Source organism: Streptomyces caniscabiei (assembly GCF_014930365.1).
GTDB classification, from domain to species: Bacteria; Actinomycetota; Actinomycetes; order Streptomycetales; family Streptomycetaceae; genus Streptomyces; species Streptomyces caniscabiei.
The window spans coordinates 254,481-276,990 of record NZ_JABXWI010000013.1 but is presented as its reverse complement, the minus strand read 5'-3'; the positions used below and the strand labels follow the sequence as shown (position 1 = coordinate 276,990).

The following is a 22,510-nucleotide window of genomic DNA, read 5'->3' as shown; positions in this document are numbered from 1 at the left end:
ACCCGGCGCGGCGTGCCGATCATCCGCCGCGCCGACACCACGGAGGCTGTCATGACAGAGAGACAGAGCGGTCCCGTCGGCAGACGGCAGTTCCTGGCCCGCTTCGGCGCCGGGAGCCTGGCGCTCGTGGCCGGTTTCGACCTGCTCACCCGGCAGTGGGTGACCGAGGCGGCGGCCGCGGACGTCGCGTCCTTCGCCACGGCCCCACCCCTCGACGGGACCCTCGTGTTCGACGCGGAGTCACTCGCGGCGAACGCCCACGACCAGGGCAACATCATGTTCCGGACGCCGTGCGCGGTGCTGCGGCCGGGGTCGGTGCAGGACATCAGGAAAATGGTCGCCTTCTGCGCCGACCACGGCATCGAGGTCGCCCCGGCCGGCGCCCACCACGCGATGTTCGGCCAACCGCTCGTCAGCGGTGGCCTGGTCGTCGAGATGCGGTCGCTGGACACGATCCACTCGATCGGCGCGGACGGCGCCGACGTCGACGCCGGTGTGCTGTGGAAGGACCTGATCGAGGCCGCGTACGAGGAGGGCCTCACACCGGCGTCGATCACCAGTTACACCAGGACGACCGTCGGCGGGACGCTGTCCATGGGCGGGATCGGGATGATGTCGTCCTACCGGGTCGGCGCACAGGTCGACCACGCCCGCCGGCTCCAAGTGGTCACGGGTGAGGGCCGGATGAGGTGGTGCTCCGGATCCCAGAACAGTGATCTGTTCGAGGCGGCGCTCGCCGGGCTCGGGCAGTGCGGCGTCATCACCCGGGCCACCGTCGACCTGGTGCCGGCCAAGCAGCGGGCCCGCACCTACCGGATCGGCTACCCGGACATCCCGACGTTCTTCCAGGACATCCGCGTCCTGGCGGACCGGGGCGAGTTCGACTCGCTCGGCAGCATCCCGCAGCCCGGCACGGCACAGCCCCTGGTCCTGTGGGCCACCGTCTTCCACAACCCCGGCGACACCCCCGACGGGTCCCGTCTGCTGCGCGGACTCAGCCCCGCCGCGGCCTCCGCCGCCTTCGAGGACTACTCCTATCTCGACTACATGTCCCTGGTCACCGACCTGTACGACGCGTTCGCGGCGAACCTGGACTGGGACGCGAAGGTCAAGCCCTGGTCGGACCTGTTCCTGCCGGACGGCGCGGTCGAGGAGTACGTCGCGTCGGTGTTCCCGTCGCTGACCGCCGAGGACCTGGGGCCGACCGGCTTCGGCCTGGTCTTCCCGATGCTGCGCGCGAGCTACGGCCGACCACTGCTGCGGCTGCCCGACGGCACCGGCGGCCCCTGGGTCTGGCTGGTCAGCGTGCTCACGGACGCGGCCCGCTCCGGCCCCGACCCCGACTTCGCGTCACGGATGACGGACCGCAACTACCGCTACTACCAGGAGGCGGCGGCCGTCGGCGGAGTCCGCTACCCGCACGGCGCGTGCGCCTTCACGGAGGCGGACTGGCGGGCGCACTACGGACCGATGTGGGAAACGTTCACCACCTGGAAGAACCGCTACGACCCGCACGGGGTCCTGACCCCGGGCCCGGGCATCTTCTGACCGGTCGGACCGGGCCCGGTCCGTCCCCCGCGCGAAGGCGGCGGACCGGGCCCGTACACAAGGCGGCGTCACTCTTTCGTGGGACACCCACGTGGCGGATCGCGGAGGTTTCGGCATCCGTGGCGCGGACTGCCGGGTCCCGCGGTCGGTTCGCGCCTATCGTGGAACGGCACACCGACGCTCGGCGCCAAGGCAGGCTGGACATGAGGGAACCGCATATCGACTATGCGGAGGTGTTCCGGGCCCTGCCCGGCATGGTGGCGCTGCTCACGCCCGATCTGGTGTACGCCGACGCCAACGACGACTTCGTACGGCTGGCCGGACGCAGCCGCGACGAGCTGATCGGGCGCTACATCTTCGACGTCTTCCCCGAGAACCCGAACGAACCGGCGGCGGCCGGCATGCGGGAGACGGAGGCGTCGATGCTGCGCACGGTGGCCACCGGTGAACGCGACACGATGGCCCTGCTCCGCTACGACATCGAGGACCCGCAGCGGCCCGGCCTCTGGCAGGAGCACTACTGGAGCCCCGTCAACGCCCCCGTCCTCGGCCCCGACGGCAAGGTGGCCATGATCGTGCACCGGGTCGAGGAGGTCACCGAACTCATCCGCGCCCGCGGCGCCGCCGACGAGGACCCCCGGGGCACGCCGGGCGAGGCCGACCGGGCCCGGGTGCTGGAGGCCGAGCTGTACACCCGCGCCCGGGAACTCCAGGAGGTCAACGAACGGCTGCGCACCGCCCACGCCCATGAGCGCGAGGTCGCCCTGGCGCTCCAGGCGGCGATGCTGCCCCCGCCCGGCCCCACCGGCTCCCACGACGCGGCCGTGCGGTACCGGCCGGCCATCGGCGCGCTGAACGTCTGCGGCGACTGGTACGACCTGGTCGAACTGGACGACGAGGGCCTCGCGGTGGCCGTCGGCGACGTCGTCGGGCACGGTCTGGCCGCCGCCTGCGCCATGGGCCAGTTGCGCAGCGCCCTCAGCGGGGCCACCCGCGTCGCCGACGGTCCGGCGCAGGCCCTGGAGGCCCTCGACCGCTACGCCCGCTCCGTCGACGGGGCCGAGTCGACCACCGTCGTCACGACCTTCATCGACTGGGACGACCGCACCATCACCTACAGCTGCGCGGGCCACCCGCCGCCCGCGCTGGTGCACCCCGACGGCACCGTCACCTTCCTCGACGGCGCCACCGACCCACCGCTCGCCGCCCGGCCGACCCGGCTCCCGCGCCCCCAGGCCCGCACGCCCTTCGTCGAGGACTCCACCCTGGTCCTGTACACGGACGGGTTGATCGAGCGCCGTACCGAGAGCATCGACACCGGTCTGGAGCGCCTCGCCGCCTCCCTGGCCCACCACCGCGGGCACGACCCCGAGACCCTGGCCGACGCCCTGCTGGCCGATCTGCTGCCGCCGACCGGCAACACCGACGACACCGCGCTGATCGTCCTCCGGCTCTGACCGGCCGACGACAGGGCGGCGGGGAGGGCGGCGGGATCACTTGCCCCAGATCTTCCGGTACCCCTCCCGGTAGCCCGACGGGTTCCAGCTCGTCGCGCCTTCGCTGTTGTCGGCCGTGCTGATGTGGACCGGCGCCACATAGCCGCTGGCGGGGCTGCCGGAGAAGGCCCGGTTGAACTCGTCGACGATCTGCCAGCCCTGCAGCGTGAGCGGTTCGGGGACGGTGGCCGCCTGGTACTGCTCGCTGTCCACGCGCTGGAAGGCGGAGGGGTCGCCGTCCCCGGCACCGATGTTGAACGGCGGCCCCGCCCCGTCCTTGCCGGCCGCACGGAAGGCGGGGGCGGCATCGGCGAAGTACAGGTCGTTGATGGCGACCGAGTGGGTCCAGCGGTCCTGGAAGCGGGAGAGCAGCGAGGAGACCTCGCGGGGCGTCCGGCTGCTCGCGTCGGAGATCGGGATGTTGACGTACGACAGCAGGTCGACGCCCTCGCAGGTGGCGAGTTCGTCCCTGATCAGCTCGGACTTGTTCTTGGCGAAGGGGATCGAGGCGTCGGTGAAGATCACGGCCCCGGCGTCGCCGTTCGAGGTGGAGATGACCCAGCGGGCGCTGATCCTCGCCACGTCCTCGACCTGGGTGGTGATGTTGGTGAAGAGGGCGGGGCTCCGGCTGGGGCCGGGGGCGGCGACGGCGTGCCAGCCGATGACCGGGATGCCGGCCCGTTCGGCGCGCGCGAGCTGCTGCGAGGTCGAGTTGGGGTCGAAGCCACCGATGACGATGCCGGAGGGGCGGAGCGTCACGGCCTCGCTCATCGCGGCCTGGATGCCGGCGGGTGTGCCTCCGCCGTCGATCACCCGCAGGTTCCAGCCGATGACCCGCGCGGCCTCCCGTACGCCCTCGGCGGCGCCCGCGACTCCGGGGTTGGTCATGGTCTGGGCGACGTAGACGAGGGTTCTGCCGGTCACGGCCCTGGGTCCGCCGGTGGGGCCGTTCCAGGGGACGTCGTCGCGCTCCGCGCGGCTGACGGCGGCCGCGGCCTCGGCCTGTGCCTCGGGGCAGCCGCTCGTGCCGGTGGCGGAGGGGTCCGGGTCGCCGGACGATCCGCGTTCGCAGCCGGCGAGTACGACGGTGGCCGCCGCGGTCAGCAGGGCGGTCGCCACGCGGCGGACCCTGAGGGCGCCGGAGCGGGCGGTGCGGTGGTGGTGCACGAGGACTCCTTGCGGAGGGACGAGCGGGGAGACGCTGTCGGGAGCTGGCGGCCGCGAGGGGGGCCGGGCGGGGCCCGCCGGATGGGGCGGCCGGGTGGGTGGCCGGCGAATGGCCGGCCGGGTGGGTGGCCGCCGAACGGGTGGCCGGGACGGGCGACTCGTTCAGGGGCCACGGTCGTTCGGGGCGCCGTCGGGAGGCGGTGCGGACGGTGTGTCCGGGGTCGCGGCGGGAGCGGCCCGGGCCGCGAAGACTCCGGTGCGCATCCGGCGGCGGGCGGCGTACCCGGCCAGGCCGACGGCGAGGAGGAGCGTGCCGCCGTGGAACAGGGGCACCGTCCAGAAGTCGGCGCCCAGCTGGGCGATGCCGGTGAGGCCGACGGCGAGGACGGCGACGGCGACGAGGGTGCCCAGCGCGTTGGGACGGCCCGGCCTGATGGCGGTGGAGCCGAGAAGGGCTCCGACGAAGGCGGGCAGCAGATAGTCGAGGCCGACGCTCGGATTGCCGATCTGCTGCTGGGCCGCGAGCAGTACCCCCGCGCAGCCGACGATCAGGCCGGACGTGGCGAAGGCGCAGATCGTGTAGGTGCGGACGGGGATGCCGACGAGGTCGGCGGCGCGCGGGTTCGACCCGACGACGTACAGGTACCGCCCGATCGGCAGCCGCTCCAGCACCAGCCAGAGGGCGACGGTGAGCGCCAGCACGTAGAAGGCGGGGACCGGGAGACCGAGGAAGGTGGAGGTGTAGAGGTCGGTGAAGGCGGGCGGCAGGCCCTGGGGGCCCGGGACGATCCGGCCGCCGTCGGTGATCCAGCCGGTGACGGCGTACATCATGCTGCCGGTGCCGAGGGTGGCGATGAAGGAGTCGATCCGGCCGAACTCGACGATGACCCCGTTGAGGACGCCCACGACCGTCCCCCCGGCGATCACGGCGAGGCAGGCGAGCGGCCATGGCCAGCCGGCCTCGACGATGAGGTACAGGACCATGACGTGCGCCAGCCCGAGGCCGTAGCCGATGGAGAGGTCGAACGCGCCGGTCACGATCGGCACCATGGCGGCGAGCGCCAGGACGGCCGGGATCGACTGGGTGGAGAGGATCGCGTCGAGGGTGTCCAGAGTGGGGAAGGTGCGCGGCAGGGCCAGGGAGAAGACCAGGACGAGCAGGACCGTGAGGCCGAGGAGACCGTAGGCGCCGACGAGGTGCCCGCCGGGGCCGCCCCGGACGCGGAGCCGGTGCGGCGGGCGCGGGCGGCGCGGGCGCGGCGCGGGCGGGGAGGGCGGGGCCGTCACGGATGCGTCGCGGTGCCGGAGGGGGGCATGGCCGAGGCCGCCCGGGTCAGGCCCGCGACCGTGAGCGCCGGGCCGCTCGGCTCGGCCGTCACCGCTCCCCGGACGAAGACCAGGGCGCGCCCGCACACGCCCGTCACCTCCTCGAAGTCGGTGGAGATGAGGAGGAGCGCGAGGCCTTCGCCCCGGGCCTCGTCCAGGAGGCGGTGGATCGCGGCCTTGGCGCCGACGTCGACGCTCGCGGTCGGTTCCTCCAGGATCAGCAGCCGCAGCCCGGTCCGCAGCCAGCGGCCGATCATGACCTTCTGCTGGTTGCCGCCGGAGAGGGTGGCGATGGTCCTCTCGCTGTCGCGGGGCCGCACCGAGAACCGTTCGGTCAGGGCGGCGGCCTCGGCGCGTTCCCGGCGGGGGGCGATCCAGCGCGGCGTGGGCCCGTCCCCGGCACGGGGGTTGGCCAGGAGGTTCTCCCGTACGGTCAGCCCGGGGAGGCAGCCCTCCCGCTGCCGGTCGCCGGGGACGAGGGCGACACCGCGGGCGACGGCGTCGGTGACGGACCGGGGTCGGTAGGGGGCGCCGTCCAGCAGGACCTGTCCGCCGATGAGGGGGCGGGCTCCCGCGAGGGCGCGGCCGAGGTCCAGGTGTCCGGCGCCCGAGAGCCCGACCAGGCCGAGGGCCTCCCCGGCCCGCAGCTCCAGGTCGACGGGTCCGGCACCGGATGTCCGTACGCCGTCGAGCACGAGCACCGCCGGGGCGCCGGTCGTCAGCGGGACGGGGCCGGTGGCCGCGGCGGCGGGCGGTGCCGGGGCCGCGGCCGGTCCGGGTGCGGTGGGCCGTGCCGGGGTGGGTGCGGTGGGCCGTGCCGGGGTGGGGCGTGGGCCCGGTGGTTCCTCGCCGGTGATGTCGCGCACCAGGCGCAGTGGGCTGTGGCCCTCGGTCGAGCCCTGGCTGACGAAGCGGCCGTCGCGCAGGACGGCGAAGGTGTCGGCGACCTCGTACACCTCGTCGAGGCGATGGCTGACGTAGAGGATGCCGTGGCCCCGGTCGCGCAGGCCGCGCAGGACGCGGAAGAGGCGGGTGCAGTCCGCCGAGGGAAGGCGGGCGGTCGGCTCGTCGAGCACGATGAGGCCCGCCCGGGTGGCCAGGGCGCGGGCGATGGCGACCAGCGACCGTTCGGCGGGGGCGAGGCGGGCGACCGGCGCGTCGGGGTCGACGGTGCCGCCGACGAGCGCCAGGGCCTCGGTGCAGCGGTCCCGGGTGCGCCGCCAGGAGATCAGTCCGGCCCGGCGCGCGTACCCGTTGCTCAGGGCGATGTTCTCGGCGACCGTCATCCACTCCACGAGTCCGAGGTCCTGGTGGATGAAGGACATGCGGTGGGAGGCGGCGGGGCTCCCGAGGGGGTGTCCGTCCACGGTGATCGACCCCGAGTCGGCGTGGTGGACACCGGCGAGGATCTTGATGAGCGTCGATTTGCCGGCGCCGTTGGGGCCGAGCAGCGCGAGCACGCTGCCCGCGTGGACGTCGAGGTAGACCCCGGCCAGGGCGACCGTTCCGCCGAAACGTTTCGTGAGACCGCGGACACGCACCAGCGGCTCGGCCCCGCTGAGCGGGGCCGGCTGCGCAGAGGTGTCGTGAGCGTCGTGCACGGACAGCTCCGGGGTCGGCCTGGCGGGTTCTTCCCGACTTCGACTTGCGCCAGCGATGCTAACCGCCCCTTACGCGTTATTCGCGTCTTTCACCCCTTTGGTGATATCGGGTCACGATCGCCGCCCCCGACGGGTACGGGGCCGGAGGGCGGGCCGCCGCAGGGACGCTGCTCGCCTCAGCCGCCGTCGAGCCCGCACTCGGCCCAGATGACCTTGCCCTCCGTGGTGTAGCGCGTGCCCCAGCTCTGGGAGAGCTGGGCGACGAGGAACAGGCCGCGTCCGCCCTCGTCGGTGGTGGCGGCCCGGCGCAGGTGCGGGGCGGTGCTGCTGGTGTCGGCGACCTCGCAGATCAGGGAGCGGTCACGGAGCAGCCGTACCCGGATGGGCCCGGCGCCGTGGCGGATCGCGTTGGTGATCAGCTCGCTGAGCACCAGTTCGGCCGCGAACGCGGCCTCGTCGAGCCCCCAGTCGGCCAGCTGGCGCAGGGCCGCGGCGCGGACCTCGCTGACGCGGGCCGGGTCGGCGGGCAGCTCCCAGGTGGCGACGCGGCTCGGGTCGAAGGCGTGGGTGCGGGCGACGAGCAGGGCGATGTCGTCGCCGGGGTGGGGGGAGGCGACGGTGTCCAGGACCACCCGGCAGGTCTCCTCCGGGGTGTGCTCGGGGTGGGCCAGGGCCGCGCGCAGCTGGTCGAGCACCACGTCGACGTCGCGTTCGCGGTCCTCGATGAGGCCGTCGGTGTAGAGGACCAGGGTGCTGCCCTCGGGCAGATGCACGTCGACGGCTTCGAAGGGGAGGCCGCCGAGGCCGAGCGGGGGGCCGGCAGGCAGTTCGGGGAAGGACACGGTGCCGTCGGGCTGGACCAGGGCGGGCGGCGGGTGGCCGGCGCGGGCCAGGGTGCACCGCTGCGAGGTCGGGTCGTAGACGGCGTACAGACAGGTCGCGCCGATGATGCCGCCGCCGTCGGAGACGGGGTCCTCGCGGTCCAGCCGGCCCACCAGGTTGTCGAGGTGGGTGAGGACCTCGTCGGGCGGGAAGTCGAGTTCGGCGAAGCTGCGGGCGGCGGTGCGGACACGGCCCATGGTGGCGGCGGACAGCATGCCGTGGCCGACGACGTCGCCGACGAAGAGGCCGATCCTGGTCCCGGAGAGCGGGATGACGTCGTACCAGTCGCCGCCCACGTCGGATTCGGCGGGCAGGTAGCGGTGGGCGACCTCCACGGAGTCCCGGTCGAGGAGTCCCTGCGGGAGCAGGCTGCGCTGGAGGGCGAGCACCATGGTGCGTTCGCGGGTGTAGCGGCGGGCGTTGTCGATGGACAGGGCGGCGCGGGTGGCGAGTTCCTGGGCCAGTGAGCGGTCGTCGTCGCCGAAGGGGGCGGGGTCCTGGGCGCGGTAGAAGGCGGCGACGCCGAGGACGACACCGCGGGCGACCAGGGGCACCGCGATGAGGGAGTGGACGTGGCTCAGCAGCCGCTCGGTGTGCTCGGGGTCCTGCGCGAGCCAGCCCGCCGCCGTCTTCAGGTCCGGCTCCAGCAGGGCCTCGCCGCTGGTCAGGCAGCGCAGTTGCGGGACGGTCGGGCCGTAGTCGACCTGCTTGCCGACGGGGCTGAAGGGGAGGTCGTCACGGATGCCGTGGACCACGGTGCGCCGCAGGTCGCTCCGGGGGTCGGCGGCCTCCTCGCCGCGCAGCACGGGCTCGGCCAGGTCGATGGTGACGAAGTCGGCGAGGCGCGGGACGGCGGTCTCGGCGAGCTCCTGGGCGGTGCGGCGCACGTCCAGGGTGGTGCCGATCCGGGCACTGGCCTCGGACAGCAGCTCCAGCCGACGGCGCGCGGCCAGCGCGTAGCCACCGACGTGCGGCTCCCCCACCATCAGCAGGCCCCTCTCGGGGGCGCGCGGGCGGGGGCGAGGGCGAGTGCCGGGGTGGCCGTCGGCGGGGGCCGGAGGAGTGACGGCGGCGGGCGGGCCCTGGCCGGGGGACGGCGCAGCGGGGGCGGTGAAGGCCACACCCTCGGGGGTGTGCAGGAGGTCGTCGACTGCGGAAGCGGGACGGTCGGTGGCGGGCGGGGCGCCGGGGGCGGTGGTGACGCCCTCACGGGTGTGCAGTGGCTCGGCGGCCGGGCCCTCGGTTGCGGGGAGCGAGCCGTCCGCCGCAGGGCGGGAGCCCTCGGTGGTCGACGGGACGCCGGAGGCCCGGGGTTCCGTGGAGGCGTCGGCCGTGGCGCCGTCGATGCCGGTGCCCGTCCTGCCGAGGGGTGCGGTTTCGCGCAGGTGGCCGGGGGCCGGAACGGAGGCGAGAGGACCGGTGGCCACGGGGAGAGGTGCGTTCCGGAGGCGATGGACGAGCGGCGGCCCGACGGGGGCGAGGGGGGTGACGGGGCTCGCGGGCCCGGCGGTGAGGCTCAGCACCGGCTCGACCCGGCGGGGGGCGGCGAAGGTCTCCTGCCCGGAGGAGTCGTGCACGACGGCCTCGACGGCGACGCCCTCCACCCCGGAGGCACTGGTCATCGGGCGGCTCACGAGGGTGACGCGGCGGCCGTCCGTGAGGGACACCTCGACGGCCGCCCGCTGCGCGCGCGAGATCAGCTCGGCGGCCTTCTCCAGCAGGGTCGCCCGGTCGGCGGGGCGCAGTCCGAGGGCCAGTTCGTCGACGCCGACGCCGTGCCCCGGTCCCGCGACGCCCGCCTCGGGCCCCGCGTCCAGATACGCCCGCAGCAGGGAGCGCTCACGCGCGGAACTCTGCCCGAGCAGCCGCCGCTCGATGGCCGCGGCCGCCTTGCGGATCACCGTGGAGAGTGCCGGGTTCTCGAAGCCGCGCGGATATCCGAAGCACAGGACGCCCTCGATCCGGCCGCTCAGCGGGTCGCGTACGGGGAGCGCGCGGCAGGCGCTGCCCTGGGAGCGTTCGGCGAAGTGTTCGGCGCCGTAGACCCGGATGAGCCGCCGTTCCGCGAGGGCCAGGCCGATGCCGTTGGTGCCGGCGAACCGCTCGGCGAACACGAACCCCGGCGTGGTCTGGATGTCCGGGAGCCCTCTGGCCAGGGACGCCTCGCCGAAGCGGCGCAACAGCACCGTGCCGTTCGCGTCGGCGACGGAGATGTTCATGGCGCTGCCGGCGAACCGGGCCTCCAGCCGGTCGAGCACCGGGGCGGCGGCACGGGCGACGCGGTCGTCGCGGTCGAAGTCGTCCCGGAAAGGGAGGTCGGAGCGGTCCGGCGAGAGCCCCAGGGACCGACAGCGCCGCCAGGAGTCGAGGATCGAGGCGCGCACGCCCGACTCCAGCGGTTCGCCCTGCAGAAACCGCTCACGGAAAAGGGTGGGGCCCGTGCCGTCTGTCGCACGCCCCGTGGGTATCGGCTCGCCGTCGGACCGCACCACGCTGGCCTCACTCGCGCCCTGGACAATCCGCTTATCGGAAATATCTGGCATTGACGAGGATACGGGCATCCGCAACACGAGTCACGGTTCACCGGTTCTCTCACTGGCGGTGACCGGGCAGGGCGGGGCCGATCCGGCGCACGGCCGCCGCCGCCGGCCTCACAGGACGGCGACCGGATTGACCGGTGAACCGGTGCCGCCCGGCACGTTCAGCGGGGCCACGACGAGCAGGAACGTGTACCGCCCCGCCTCGGCGGTCGCGGCGGAGAGCGCCTCCAGGTCCAGGTTGTCCAGCAGCGGCACCCCCATCGCGGCCACCGCCAGGGCGTGCACCGGCGAGTGCACGCCCGCCACCGGCGACGGCCGCACATCGCTGTCCCCGTCCCCACCGAGCAGCGCGATGCCCCGTTCGGCCAGCAGGGGTACGGCGTCCACGTGGAACCCCGCGCTCGCCGCACCGGGGTCCCATGCGCCGAGTTCCTCGCGGCGGCGGACGTGTCCGGAGCGCAGCAGCACGGCGTCGCCCTCGCCGATCGTCACACCGAGCGCCTCCTCCGCGGCACGGACGTCCCCGGCGCGCACGGCGTGCCCCGGTTCCAGCCAGGGGACGCCGAGCACGGCCGGGAGGTCCAGGAGGACCCCTCTCGTGACGAGGGGGCCGAGCGCCGACACCGCGCCGAAGCGGGCGCCCGCGGCACCGACGTTCTCGCGGGCCGGCCGTCCGTCGTAGAGCAGTCCCGCGTAGGCGATGTGGCTCAGGGCGTCGAGATGGGTGACGCCCTTGCCGTGGTAGTCGGCGGCGATGAAGTCCTTGTGGGTCGTGGGCTCGGGGCCCTCCACGTCCCCGAGATCGGTCATGTGGTGCAGGGCGGGCTTCCGGTTGTCCGGGCCCGAGCGGGTGTTCCAGGGCAGCGCCATCGGGACGACCACACCGGACCGCACCCCGCCCACGGCCCGCCGCACATGCTCCTCGGTCACCCGGTTCCACGCGCCGCGATCGGGCCGGTCCCAGCGCCCCCAGGCCCGGACCGCGTCGAAGAGCGCGTCGAAATCCTCACGGGAGACGGGGGGATGCGCACTCATACGTCCTCGCTTCGGGTCGGCACCAGGGCGGGAGGGCGAGGCCCGCACGGATGGATATGACACCCCTTAGGCACCTTATGGCCGTTTCGCACACCGGAGCGAGGTTCGCGCGGACCCGGCGCCTCAGCCCACCCCCGTGACCCGGCGCCTCAGCCCACCCCCGTGACCCGGCGCCTCAGCCCACCCCCGTGTCGACCCAGCCGAGCGGATACGGCTCCGCGCCGTCCGCCGCCGGGGCCACCGGCTCCCCGCCCGCCGTGTTGAACGCGGTCAACGCCTCGACCAGCGCCGCCCGTTGCTTCGGGGCGAGGCGCTCGACGACGGCGGCGAGTTCGACGCGCCGCCTGGCTGTGACTTCCTCGACGGCCCGCCGGCCCTCGTCGGTGAGCCGGAGCAGGGTCTCGCGGCGGTTGTCGGGATTGGTCTGCCGGTCGGCGAGTCCGGCGGCGATCAGCCGGTCGACCATGCGCATCGCGGTGGACGGGGCGACCTGGAGCTGGTCGGCGAGGACGACGAGTTTCGTGGCGCCGCGCACGGACAGCACCACCAGCATCCGGAACTGCGGCAGCGTCACCCGTTCCTCGACGGCGGCGAGCGACCGGGCGGAGATCGCGACCAACAGCCGTGACGCGGTCAGCACCGCGCGCGTCACCTCATCGACGTCGTCCACGCCACCCGCCGGACCCTCGCGTTCAGTCATGGTCCCTTTCTATCCCGGCCCACCGTGGGGACCGTCGGCGGATCCGCACAGATTTTCCCTCCCCATGACCGAGCAGCCCCGCCCTCGTGACCGGCGCACAGGAAACGCTTGCTCCACGCCAGACCACCCCCGCCCTATTGAATGCTTGATTCAGCAGCTCTAGCCTCCTTCGATGGCTTCAATCACCTCTCTCCTCCCACGCTCCCGGCGTCTCCCCTGGGCGCTGTTGCTGGCCCTGAGCCTGAGCCTCCCCTCGTTCCCGTCGGCCGCCGCCGCACCGTCCGCCCCCGGGTCCCCGTCGGTGCCCGAGGTGTGGCCGACGCCCCGGCAGATCGAGGGCGACGGACGCCGGCTGACCGTTCCCGACCGGGTGGTGGAGGTCGTCGGACCCGGCACCGACCCCTCCGCGCGCGAGGTCGTCGAGGCCGCGCTGCGGGCCGCCGGGGCCGACCGGATCGTCACCGTGCCGGCCGGGAAGCGGCCGCCGGCCGCCGGGCTCACCGTCTACGTCGGCGGTCCCGACGAGAACCCGGCGACCCGGGGCGCGTTGCGGCGGCTCGGCGCAGGATCCCCGGCCGGGCTACCCGCCGAGGGATACGTCCTGGCCTCCGGCCGCAGCTCCGGCCGCGCACTGCTGGCGCTCTCCGGCACCGACACCACCGGCACCTTCTACGCCGCCCAGACCCTCCGCCAACTCCTCGCCGGCGGGCGCCTGCCCGAGGTGACCGTCCGCGACTGGCCCACGGCCGCGCTGCGCGGTGTCGTCGAGGGCTTCTACGGCACCCCGTGGTCCCACGCCGAACGGCTGAGCCAGCTCGACTTCTACGGCCGCACCAAGCAGAACGTGTACGTGTACTCCCCCAAGGACGACCCGTATCTGCGGGAGCGGTGGCGCGACGAGTACCCGGCCGCCCGGCTCGCCCAGGTACGCGAACTCGTCGAGCGGGCCGCCGCCAACCACGTCCGGTTCACCTACGCCCTCTCGCCCGGACTGTCGGTCTGCTACTCCTCGGACGACGACATCACCGCGCTGGTGCGCAAGTTCGCCTCGCTGTACGACATCGGGGTGCGGTCCTTCGCGATCCCGCTGGACGACATCAGCTACACCAAGTGGAACTGCGCAGCGGACGAGGAGCGTTTCGGTAGCGGTGGCGGGGCCGCCGGCTCGGCTCAGGCCCATCTGCTGAACCGGGTGTGGGAGGAGTTCTCCGCCGGCCGCACCGAGCTCGATCCGCTGGAGATGGTCCCCACCGAGTACTCGGACCTCGCGGACACCCCGTACAAGAAGGCGCTGCGTGAGCGGTTGGACCCGGACGTGGTCGTGGAGTGGACCGGTGTCGGGGTGATCGCGCCGACGATCACCGCCGCGCAGCTGCGGCAGGCCCGTGAGGTGTACGGGCATCCGATCCTTGTCTGGGACAACTACCCGGTCAACGACTACGTCACCAGCCGTCTCCTGCTCGGCCCCTACACGGGCCGGGAGGCCGGGGTGGCGCGGGAGTCCGTCGGTGTCACCGCGAACCCGATGGTGCAGGCCGAGGCGAGCAAGCTCGCGCTGTTCACGTCGGCGGCCTATCTGTGGAACGCGGACGCGTACGACCCCAGGGCCGCCTTCCTCGCATCCGTCCGGGACCTGGCGGGGCCGGGTGCCGCGAAATGGCTGCGGATCCTCGCGGAGAACAGCTACTCGTCCCAGCTCGACACCACCGAGTCCCCGGCCCTCGGCAAGCTCATCGCCGCGTTCCGCACGGCCTACGAGGAGGGCAGCGGCCTCGACCGGGCGTCCGCCGCGCTCCGGTCGTACTTCACCGACATGGCCGCCACCCCCGCCGAGCTGCGGGCCCGTCTCGCCAACCCCGGATTCTTGAAGGAGACTTCGCCGTGGCTGGACAAGACCGGCGCGTACGGGACCGCCGGGTTGACCGCCGTCGACCTGCTGTTGGCCGGCAGACGGGGTGACGCGGACGCGGTGTCGACGTACTGGAACCGGCTGCGGAGCGAGCGCAAGGCGCTGGACGCGATACCGCAGCAGGTGTCGCCGGGGGTGATGGACCAGTTCCTGTACCAGGCGATGCTGCGGCACGCGCCCGATCCCGGCGTCGACGCCTCCTTCGTCCCGGGTTCGCTCTCCTTGAAGCCTGGAGCCTCCGGGGCGGTGGCCCTCCGTTTCTCCTCCGCCGAGGCGCGGACGGTCACCTGGAAGCTCGATCTGCCGGACGGGGTCACCGCCTCGCCCGCCGAGGGGACCGTGACCGTACCGGCCGGCGGCAGCGCGTCGGCCGAGGTCACCCTGACCGGTGTCTCCGAGGGCGTGCACTCCGTGGTGGTGTCCGGGGCGGGCGTCCTGGACCGGGCGCTCCCGGTGCGGGTCACCGACGGGGACGGCACGCCCCGGGCGCTGACGGCCAACTTCAGCGGGGCGTCGGTGAGTTCGATCGATCTGTCCTCGGGCAGGAGCACGGAGATCGCCGTGGGCGCCAACCCGGGTGAGGTGGTGACGAGCGCCGACGGGCGTACCGCCTACGCCGCGAACCAGGGCTCGAACTCGGTGAGCGTCATCGACGTGACGAGCGGCGAGGTCACCGCCACGGTCGCGGTGGGCCGGGTCCCCGCCGGGCTCGCGCTGACGCCGGACGGCGACACGTTGTGGGTCGCCAACTACACGGACGGGACGGTGCAGCCGGTGGACACGGGCACGTTGCGGGCGGGCGCGACGGTCGCGGTCGGGTCGGGGCCGGAGAACATGGCGATCACCCCGGACGGGCGGACGCTGTACGTGGCGAACATCCACGACAACACCGTCTCGCCGGTCGACCTGGGAACCCGGAGGGCCGGGGCGGCGATCCCGGTCGGGCCCCGTCCGTTCAACGTGGTCGCCGCGCCGGACGGGAAGACGGTGTACGTGTCCAACTCCGGTGGGTCGACGGTCACTCCGATCGACACCGCGAGCAACGACACCGGGCCGACGCTGCTCGTGTCGGGCCAGGCGTACGGGCTCGGACTGTCACCGGACGGGCGGACGCTGTGGGTGAGCCCCAGTACCGGTGACTACGTCACGCCCGTCGACACCGTGACCGGTGCGCCCGGCGAACAGATCACCGTCGGCAGGTCCGCGTTCGACGTCGGCCTCGGCTGGGACGGCGGCACGGCGTACGTGACCACGGCCGACGGGAACGAGCTGGTGCCGGTCGACACCGTCTCCGGCACCGCCGGGACGCCGTTGCCCACGGGCGCCTATCCGCTGGCGGTCGCGCTGACGCCCGTACCAGTGCCGTAGCGCTCCGCTGGGGGGCGGGGGCTCCAACTGCGGGTCCGGTGGGGGCGGGGGCTTCGACCACGGGTCCGGTGGGGGCCGGGCTTCAACCGCAGGTCCGCTGGAGGCGAGGGGCTTCAACCGCGGGCCCGCTGGAGGCGAGGGGCTTCAACCGCAGGCCCGCTGGAGGCGAGGGGCTTCAACCGCAGGCCCGCTGGAGGCGAGGGGCTTCAACCGCAGGCCCGCTGGAGGCGAGGAACTTCAACCGCAGGCCCGCTGGAGGCGAGGAACTTCAACCGCAGGCCCGCTGGAGGCGAGGAACTTCAACCGCAGGTCCGCTGGAGGCGAGGGGCTTCAACCGCAGGTCCGCTGGAGGCGAGGAACTTCAACCGCAGGTCCGCTGGAGGCGAGGAACTTCAACCGCAGGTCCGCTGGAGGCGAGGAACTTCAACCGCAGGTCCGGTGGGGGCTTGTCGCGCAGTTCCCCGCGCCCCTGACGGGGCGCGGGGGCAGCCTGGTGGTCAGCTGGCGGTGCGTCGGATGCGGCCGGCGTACCGCTTCTCCAGGTCCAGGTTGCCCTCGAAGCCGCCGGGCACGTTGGCGGAGACGTAGACCGGGGGGCGGTCGCCGGAGGCGAGGAGTTGGGCGGTGGCCTCGGCGACGGTCATCTGGACGAGCATGACGCCGGTGAGCGTGGAGAGGGCGCAGACGGCACCGCCGCCCGGCAGTTCCAGCAGGGCGTCGCCGCGCGGGGCCGCGTTGTCGAGGACGACGTCGGCGAGGTCGGCGAGCTTCTTGCCGCTGGGGTGGGTGGCGGGGACGGAACGGGTGTGGGCGAGGGAGGTGAGGGCGAGCAGGCGGTGGCCTCGTTCCTTGGCGTGCAGGGCCATCTCGACGATGACGTTGTTGACGCCGGAGTTGGAGATGACGACGAAGAGGTCCTGGGGGCGGGGGTCGGCCAGTTCGTAGAGGCGGACCGCTATGCCGGGCTCGCGTTCGAGCAGCGGGTCGTCGAGGCCGCTCGGGTGGTCGCCGCCGAAGAGGACGAGGTCGGCCATCTGGATCCGGTTCGTGGGCACGAAGCCGCCGGCACGGCCCGCGAGTTCCAGGACCATGGCCTGGGAGTGGCCGGTGCCGAAGGCCTGGACGACGCCGTCCGCACGGACGCAGTCGGCGATCAGCTCGGCTGCGGCGCTCACGTCGGCGCGCGCGGACTCGGTGAGACGGTGCAGGACGGCGAGGCCCTCGCGCGCGAAGCGGTCGGCGCTCACCGGCTCGGTCACGGACTCGTTGGCGGACTCGACGGACACCTGAGACTCCCCACTGGTGGATTGAACCACCCCATACACTCTTACCTGTGAATCACTGAATCACAGGGCCGGCGCCCGGGGCAATGGCGCAGTTCACCCCCGAGTGCGGTCGCCCCAGCTCGGTCCTGGTATTCAGCCGTCGCGCCAACGGGTGGCTGATACCTTCTCTGCATGCCCTCGACCGATGTCACCACCCTCATCCGCACCGAGCTGCCCCGGCTGGCCGGCTCCCTGCGGAAGGTCGGCGAGCTGATCCTGGAGGATCCGGCCGCCGTCACCCACTGCTCGGCCGCGGAGCTGGGCCGCCGCACCGGCACCTCCCAGGCCACCGTGACCCGGTTCTGCCGGGCCATCGGCCTCGACTCCTATCAGCACCTGCTGATCGAGCTGGCCCAGGAGCGGGGCCGGGGCGAGTCCTCCGAGTGGGGCAGCGCCGAGATCGGCCCGGACATCTCCCCCGACGACAGCCTGGAGCGGGTCGTCCAGGTGGTCGGCACCGCCGATCTGCGGGCGATCCAGCAGACCATCGACCGGATCGACCTGGACTCCGTGGAGCGGGCGGCGCAGGCCGTGGCCCGCGCGCGGCGCACGGACGTGTACGGCGTCGGCGGCAGCGGCGCGGTCGCACAGGAGACGGAGACCCGGCTGTTCCGCATCGGCTGCGCGGTGCGCGGCTGGACCGAGGTGCACGCGGCGACCACCTCGGCCGCCCTGCTCACCCCGGCGGACGTGGCGATCGGCATCTCCCACTCCGGCGCCACCCGGGAGGTGATCGAGCCGTTCGAGCTGGCCAGGGAGCGCGGCGCCACCACCGTCGCGCTGACCGCCGACCCCCGCTCGCCGCTGGCCCGCGCGGCCGACATCAGGCTGATCTCCTCCTCGTCGGAGACCAGCTTCCGCACCGGCAGCATCGGCGCCCGCCACTCCGTGCTGATGCTCATCGACTGCCTCTACGTCCGCGTCGGCCAGCTCTCCTACCAGCGGGCGAGCGCCTCCCTGGCGCTGACCGACCACATCGCGGGGGCGCACGCGGTGAAGTCCCGGCGCAGCCGCTGACCGGCCCGCGGCACGGTCGCACCGGCGGCCGACTCTGCATGGATGAATCAACCAATATTCCGATGCATGGTTGATTGAACCATCCCGCGCTGCCAGGATGGGGCTCCCCCCGAGCACTCGTAGGAGCCCCATGCGCGTCATCTCTGTCGAGTCGACCGAGCTCTTCGTCGGGACGGAGGACCAGCCGCACCAGGTGGTCGCCGTGGACGTGGAGCACGCCTCGGGCCGGCCGGTCCGGCTGAGCGTGGAGGGCCCCGGTCTCCGCGCCGTCGGGCAGACCGTCGTCACCACCGGCGAGGACGGCACCGCCCGCGCCGAGATACCCGTGACCACGGACGGACTCGCCCCCGGTGACCAGCGGGAGATCACCGTCACGGCCGCCGACGGGGACCTGGTGGCCCGGCGCACCGCGCGGTTCACGGTCGCCGAGCCCGGCTGGACCATGTTCATGGTCAGCCACTTCCACTACGACCCCGTCTGGTGGAACACCCAGGCCGCCTACACCGAGACCTGGGACGTCGCCGACGACCCCGCCGTCACGGGCCTGTCCGCGCGGACCTTCGACTCGCGCGGCCAGTCCGGCATGAGTCTCGTCCGCGCCCACTGCGACCTTGCCCGGCGCGATCCGGCGTACACCTTCGTGCTCGCCGAGGTCGACTACCTCAAGCCCTACTGGGACGCCTTCCCCGAGGAGCGGGCCTTCCTGCGGCAGCTGATCCGCACCAGCCGCGTCGAGATCATGGGCGGCACCTACAACGAGCCCAACACCAACCTCACCGGCGCCGAGGCGACCGTCCGCAACGCGCTGTACGGCGACGGCTTCCAGCGCGGGATCATGGGGGCCGCGCCGGAGACCGCCTGGCAGCTGGACGCCTTCGGGCACGACCCGCAGTTCCCGGGGCTGATGGCGGACGCGGGGGTCACGTCGAGCTCGTGGGCGCGCGGGCCCTTCCACCAGTGGGGGCCGACCCTGTCGGTGTTCGGGGAGGAGCCGCGCGATCCTCGGCGGATGCAGTTCCCGGCGGAGTTCAGCTGGATCGCCCCGTCCGGACGCGGCCTGCTGACCGCGTACATGGTCAACCACTACGGCGCCGGCTGGGCCATCGACAACGCGCCCACGCTCCCCGAGGCGGAGGCGGCCGCGCTCAAGCTCTTCCGGGGGCTGAAGAAGGTAGCGCTCACCCGGAACGTCCTGCTGCCGGTCGGCGGCGACTACGCCCCGCCGTGCCGCTGGGTGATGGGCATCCACCGCGACTGGAACGAGCGGTACGTCTGGCCCCGGTTCGTCAGCGGCATCCCCCGCGACTTCTTCGCCGCCGTCCGCGCCGAGCTGGAGCGGGAGGGGCGCACGGCCTCCCCGCAGACCCGGGACATGAACCCGGTCTACACCGGCAAGGACGTCTCCTACATCGACACCAAGCAGGCCCAGCGGTACGGCGAGACGCTGCTCGCCGACGCCGAGGCCTGGGCGACCCTCGCCTCCCTCGTCACCGGGCACCCCTATCCCGACGCGGCCCTCGACAAGGCCTGGCGGCAGTTGATCTACGGCGCGCACCACGACGCCATCACCGGCTCCGAGTCGGACCAGGTGTACATCGATCTGCTCACCGGCTGGCGGGAGTTGTACGACCTGGCGCGGGAGGTGCACACGGACGCCACCCAGTCGCTCGCCGACCGGGTCACGCCGCTGCCGGGCGACGGAGCCGACCTCGTCGTCCTCAACTCCGCGACCTGGCGGCGCGGGGACGTGCTGACCGTCGCCGACCCCGGCCGGATCCCGCTCGACCACACCGGGCTGCCGCTGCCCGCCGTGTCCGAGGACGGCGAACTGAGCGTCGTCGTGCCGGAGGTGCCCGGCATGGGCCTCAAGGCGCTCCCGCTGGCGGAGGGTTCGGTCCCCGGCTGGACGGCCGGCGAGGGGACGGCCATCCGCAACGAGTTCTACGAGGTGACCGTCGACCCCGCGCGCGGCGGCGGCGTGAGCGGGCTGCGCGCGCTCACCGGAGCCGGGGGCGGGCGGGAGCTGCTGCGGCCCGGGGACATCGGCAACGAGCTGGTGGTGCAGGAGGAGTATCCGAGGCACCCGCGCTTCGGCGAGGGGCCCTGGCACCTCACCCCGACCGGCACCACGGCGGCCCGGAGCCGGGACGTGACGGCTGACATCGATGTCGAGCACTCGGCGGCCGGCTCCCGCATCACCGTCCGTGCCGACCTGGGCCCGTTCCGGTACACCCAACGGCTCACGCTCTGGGCGGGTGTGGACCGGCTGGACGTGACGACGACGGTCGACGGCTACGACGGCGCCGACCGGCTGATCCGGGTGCGCTGGCCCTCGGACGTGCGCGGCGGGCTTCCGGTGCACGAGGTCGCGGACGCGGTCGTGGGACGAGGGTTCGGCTTCGTGGAGGTGGACAGCGAGCAGTTCCCGTGGACGCTCGACAACCCGGCCAACACCTGGTTCGGGCTCGGCTCCACGGCCCGCGTCGCCGCCCACGACGACACCGGCGCCCTGCTCGGTCACCGGTCGATCGGCGTCGCCGAACTGGTCTTCGACGACTGGGACGCCGCCGGCGAACTGGGCACCCCGCTGGCCGCCGCCCTGGTCCGCACCGGCGTCACGGCCACCTCGACGATCGCGGGCGGCCCCCGCTACGGCGATCTGGAGGTCGACTCCAACCTGCCCGACATCCGGATCGCCGTCGGCGGCCCGGAGCGCAACGCCCTGGTCGCCGAGGTCCTCGGCTGGGACCCGGCGGCCGCCCGCGAACTGCGCCGACAGCTCGCAGAGGAAGGCCTCGCCGCGGTGTGGGTGGCACCCCGCGCCTCCCTGCGCGAGGAATGGGTGCCCGGCGCCGACCTGCGCGACCTGGAGCGGCTGCCGCTGCTCGTGGTGGCGGGCGCCCGCCCCGAGGACGACGCGAAGGCGGTCGACGCGCTGATCGCCGATCTCGACGACGCGACCGTACGGGCCACCGCGGCCGGGGGCGGCGAGGCCCTGCCGCCCGGAGACGCCTGGGACGGGCGGGGCTTCGCGATCCTGAACCGGGGCACCCCGGGCTGTGTCGTCACCTCCTCGGGCGACCTCTACATGTCGCTGATGCGCTCCTGCACCGGCTGGCCCTCCGGCATCTGGGTCGACCCGCCCCGCCGCACGGCACCCGACGGTTCCGGCTTCCAGCTCCAGCGCTGGTCCCACACCTTCGAGTACGCGGTCGTCGCGGGCGAGGGCGACTGGCGGGACCTGGGCTGGCCGCGCGCGGGGCACGCCTTCAACCATCCGCTCACGGGACGGCTGCGGACGCCCGAGCATCCGCTGACGGCCCGGCTGCGGGAGCCCGCCGGGACGGCGGCCGGCCTGCCGAGGACCGCGACCCTGCTGGCGCTGGAGCCCGAGGGCCGGGTGGTGCTGGACGCCCTCAAGCCCGCCGGGTCGCCGCTGGCCCGGGGCGGCACCGTCCCCGTGGACCCGGCGCGCGAGGTCGTCGTACGGGCGCACGAGGTGGACGGGCGGCCGGTGCGGGCGCGGGTGACGGGGCCGTCGGTATGGGCCGAGGGGCGCCGGGCGGACGTCCTGGAGCGGGCCGGTGAGGCGCTCACCCCCGCTGCGGACGGGGCGTTGGAGCTGGACCTCACGGGGTTCGAGGTGGCGACCGTGCTGGCCTCGCCGGTCGCCGCCGCCGCGCCCGTACGGTCCGCCGGGCCCGCCGCCGACGCCTCGGCGGACGGGAGCGCCGCCGCGGAGCCCTCGCCGGTGTGCGGGCTCCCCGAGGAGGGTGCCGGTGTCGCCGCGCACGAACCCGCGCAGCCCGTGTCCACCCGGTACTGGCTGCACAACTCGGGTCCGGCGCCGCGCGGGAACATGCCCGTGGCCGTCTACCTCGCGCCGGCCGCGCTGACCGCCGACGGCCCGGTCACGGCGACGGTCCGGATCTCCTCCGAGCTGACGGACGCGCCGGTCTCGGGCACCGTCGCGCTGGAGGTGCCGCCCGGCTGGAGCGCCGAACCCGCCGAGCTGCCGTACGCGCTCGGCGCCGGCGGCTTCTCGCTCACCGAGGTCACCGTGGCGCCGCCGCCGGACCCGGTGCCCGGCCGCTACGCGCTCGCCGCGCGGCTGACCCACGGCGGGCAGACGTTCGAGGACGTGGTCGCCCTGGACGTGCCCGGCGCGGCCGTGGAGGGCGAGCCGGACGGGCGGACCGGGCCGAGCCTGGTGATGGAGCTGGGCGTCGACCGGGTCGAGGTGCGCCGGGGCGAGCGGGTGCGGGTGCCGGTGCGCCTGCGGAACACCACCCGGGGTCCGGTGGGCGGGGCGCTCTGGGCCCTGTCGTCGTGGGGGACCTGGGCGGGCGTCGCACCGGGCCTCCAGGGCTTCTCCCTGGCCGCCGGGGAGAGCGCCGAGTGCACGATCGAGGTCGACGGCTCGGCGGTGCCCGCGGGTGCGTACTGGCTGATGGCGAAGGCCGGGTGGCACGGCTGCGTCGCCTACACGGAGGCGGTCGTCCTGGAGGTGACCCCGTGAACGGACGGGCGGCACACGTCGGCGACGGCACGGTGCCGGAGCACCCCGCCGCACCACGCGGGCGCCCGGCACACGCC

General features: G+C 73.9%; 12 protein-coding genes. 5 read left to right on the top strand and 7 right to left on the bottom strand.

The window, feature by feature from the left end:
• Window positions 1-51: 51 nt before the first annotated feature.
• Window positions 52-1,548, top strand: a complete 1,497-nt coding sequence (locus HW837_RS33395) for an FAD-binding protein (RefSeq protein ID WP_045562320.1) — start codon at window positions 52-54, stop codon at window positions 1,546-1,548.
• Window positions 1,549-1,751: 203 nt separating this feature from the next.
• Complete coding sequence (locus tag HW837_RS33390; RefSeq protein ID WP_045562283.1) at window positions 1,752-3,005, top strand: PP2C family protein-serine/threonine phosphatase; 1,254 nt, start codon at window positions 1,752-1,754, stop codon at window positions 3,003-3,005.
• Window positions 3,006-3,041: 36 nt separating this feature from the next.
• Here HW837_RS33390 and HW837_RS33385 read toward each other — a convergent pair whose 3' ends face one another.
• From HW837_RS33385 to HW837_RS33360, 6 genes are all read right to left on the bottom strand, one after another.
• Window positions 3,042-4,211, bottom strand: a complete 1,170-nt coding sequence (locus tag HW837_RS33385; protein ID WP_045562282.1) for a substrate-binding domain-containing protein — start codon at window positions 4,209-4,211, stop codon at window positions 3,042-3,044.
• A gap of 162 nt (window positions 4,212-4,373) precedes the next feature.
• A complete protein-coding gene (locus HW837_RS33380) occupies window positions 4,374-5,498 on the bottom strand; it encodes an ABC transporter permease (RefSeq protein WP_045562281.1) in 1,125 nt (374 codons plus the stop codon).
• Window positions 5,495-7,138, bottom strand: a complete 1,644-nt coding sequence (locus tag HW837_RS33375; RefSeq protein WP_093789755.1) for a sugar ABC transporter ATP-binding protein — start codon at window positions 7,136-7,138, stop codon at window positions 5,495-5,497. The genes HW837_RS33380 and HW837_RS33375 overlap by 4 nt, the downstream gene beginning before the upstream one ends.
• A 176-nt stretch (window positions 7,139-7,314) precedes the next feature.
• Entirely contained in the window at window positions 7,315-10,512 is a 3,198-nt protein-coding gene (locus tag HW837_RS33370; RefSeq protein WP_193380901.1) for a SpoIIE family protein phosphatase, read from the bottom strand.
• A 159-nt stretch (window positions 10,513-10,671) separates the two neighbouring features.
• Window positions 10,672-11,595 (bottom strand): cyclase family protein, encoded by a 924-nt coding sequence (locus tag HW837_RS33365; protein WP_045562278.1) that lies wholly within the window; start codon window positions 11,593-11,595, stop codon window positions 10,672-10,674.
• Between the two features lie 175 nt (window positions 11,596-11,770).
• On the bottom strand, window positions 11,771-12,295 hold the full coding sequence (locus HW837_RS33360) for a MarR family winged helix-turn-helix transcriptional regulator (protein WP_045562277.1): 525 nt from the start codon (window positions 12,293-12,295) through the stop codon (window positions 11,771-11,773).
• Between the two features lie 172 nt (window positions 12,296-12,467).
• Between HW837_RS33360 and HW837_RS33355 the strand changes: the two genes are divergently transcribed.
• Window positions 12,468-15,572, top strand: coding sequence for a beta-N-acetylglucosaminidase domain-containing protein (locus HW837_RS33355; protein WP_193380900.1), 3,105 nt, complete (start codon window positions 12,468-12,470; stop codon window positions 15,570-15,572).
• A gap of 497 nt (window positions 15,573-16,069) precedes the next feature.
• On the opposite strand, the gene HW837_RS33350 is transcribed toward HW837_RS33355, so the two are convergent.
• Window positions 16,070-16,858: a sugar isomerase domain-containing protein gene (locus tag HW837_RS33350; RefSeq protein WP_193380899.1), complete on the bottom strand. Its 789-nt coding sequence runs from the start codon at window positions 16,856-16,858 to the stop codon at window positions 16,070-16,072.
• A gap of 171 nt (window positions 16,859-17,029) precedes the next feature.
• Here HW837_RS33350 and HW837_RS33345 point away from each other — a divergent pair, with 171 nt between their 5' ends.
• Together HW837_RS33345 and HW837_RS33340 are read left to right on the top strand one after the other, a co-directional pair.
• Entirely contained in the window at window positions 17,030-17,914 is an 885-nt protein-coding gene (locus HW837_RS33345) for a MurR/RpiR family transcriptional regulator (protein ID WP_045562275.1), read from the top strand.
• 130 nt (window positions 17,915-18,044) lie between these two features.
• The gene (locus HW837_RS33340) at window positions 18,045-22,433 is read left to right on the top strand and encodes a glycoside hydrolase family 38 N-terminal domain-containing protein (protein WP_193380898.1); all 4,389 of its coding nucleotides are present in this window, start codon (window positions 18,045-18,047) and stop codon (window positions 22,431-22,433) included.
• The last annotated feature ends 77 nt before the right edge of the window (window positions 22,434-22,510 follow it).

Excerpts from the sequence above, each read along its gene's own strand:
- HW837_RS33395 (WP_045562320.1), top strand. The coding sequence starts at position 52 with ATGACAGAGAGACAGAGCGGTCCCGTCGGCAGACGGCAGTTCCTGGCC.
- HW837_RS33390 (WP_045562283.1), top strand. The coding sequence starts at position 1,752 with ATGAGGGAACCGCATATCGACTATGCGGAGGTGTTCCGGGCCCTGCCC.
- HW837_RS33365 (WP_045562278.1), bottom strand. The coding sequence starts at position 11,595 with ATGAGTGCGCATCCCCCCGTCTCCCGTGAGGATTTCGACGCGCTCTTC.
- HW837_RS33360 (WP_045562277.1), bottom strand. The coding sequence starts at position 12,295 with ATGACTGAACGCGAGGGTCCGGCGGGTGGCGTGGACGACGTCGATGAG.
- HW837_RS33355 (WP_193380900.1), top strand. The coding sequence starts at position 12,468 with ATGGCTTCAATCACCTCTCTCCTCCCACGCTCCCGGCGTCTCCCCTGG.
- HW837_RS33345 (WP_045562275.1), top strand. The coding sequence starts at position 17,030 with ATGCCCTCGACCGATGTCACCACCCTCATCCGCACCGAGCTGCCCCGG.
- HW837_RS33340 (WP_193380898.1), top strand. The coding sequence starts at position 18,045 with ATGCGCGTCATCTCTGTCGAGTCGACCGAGCTCTTCGTCGGGACGGAG.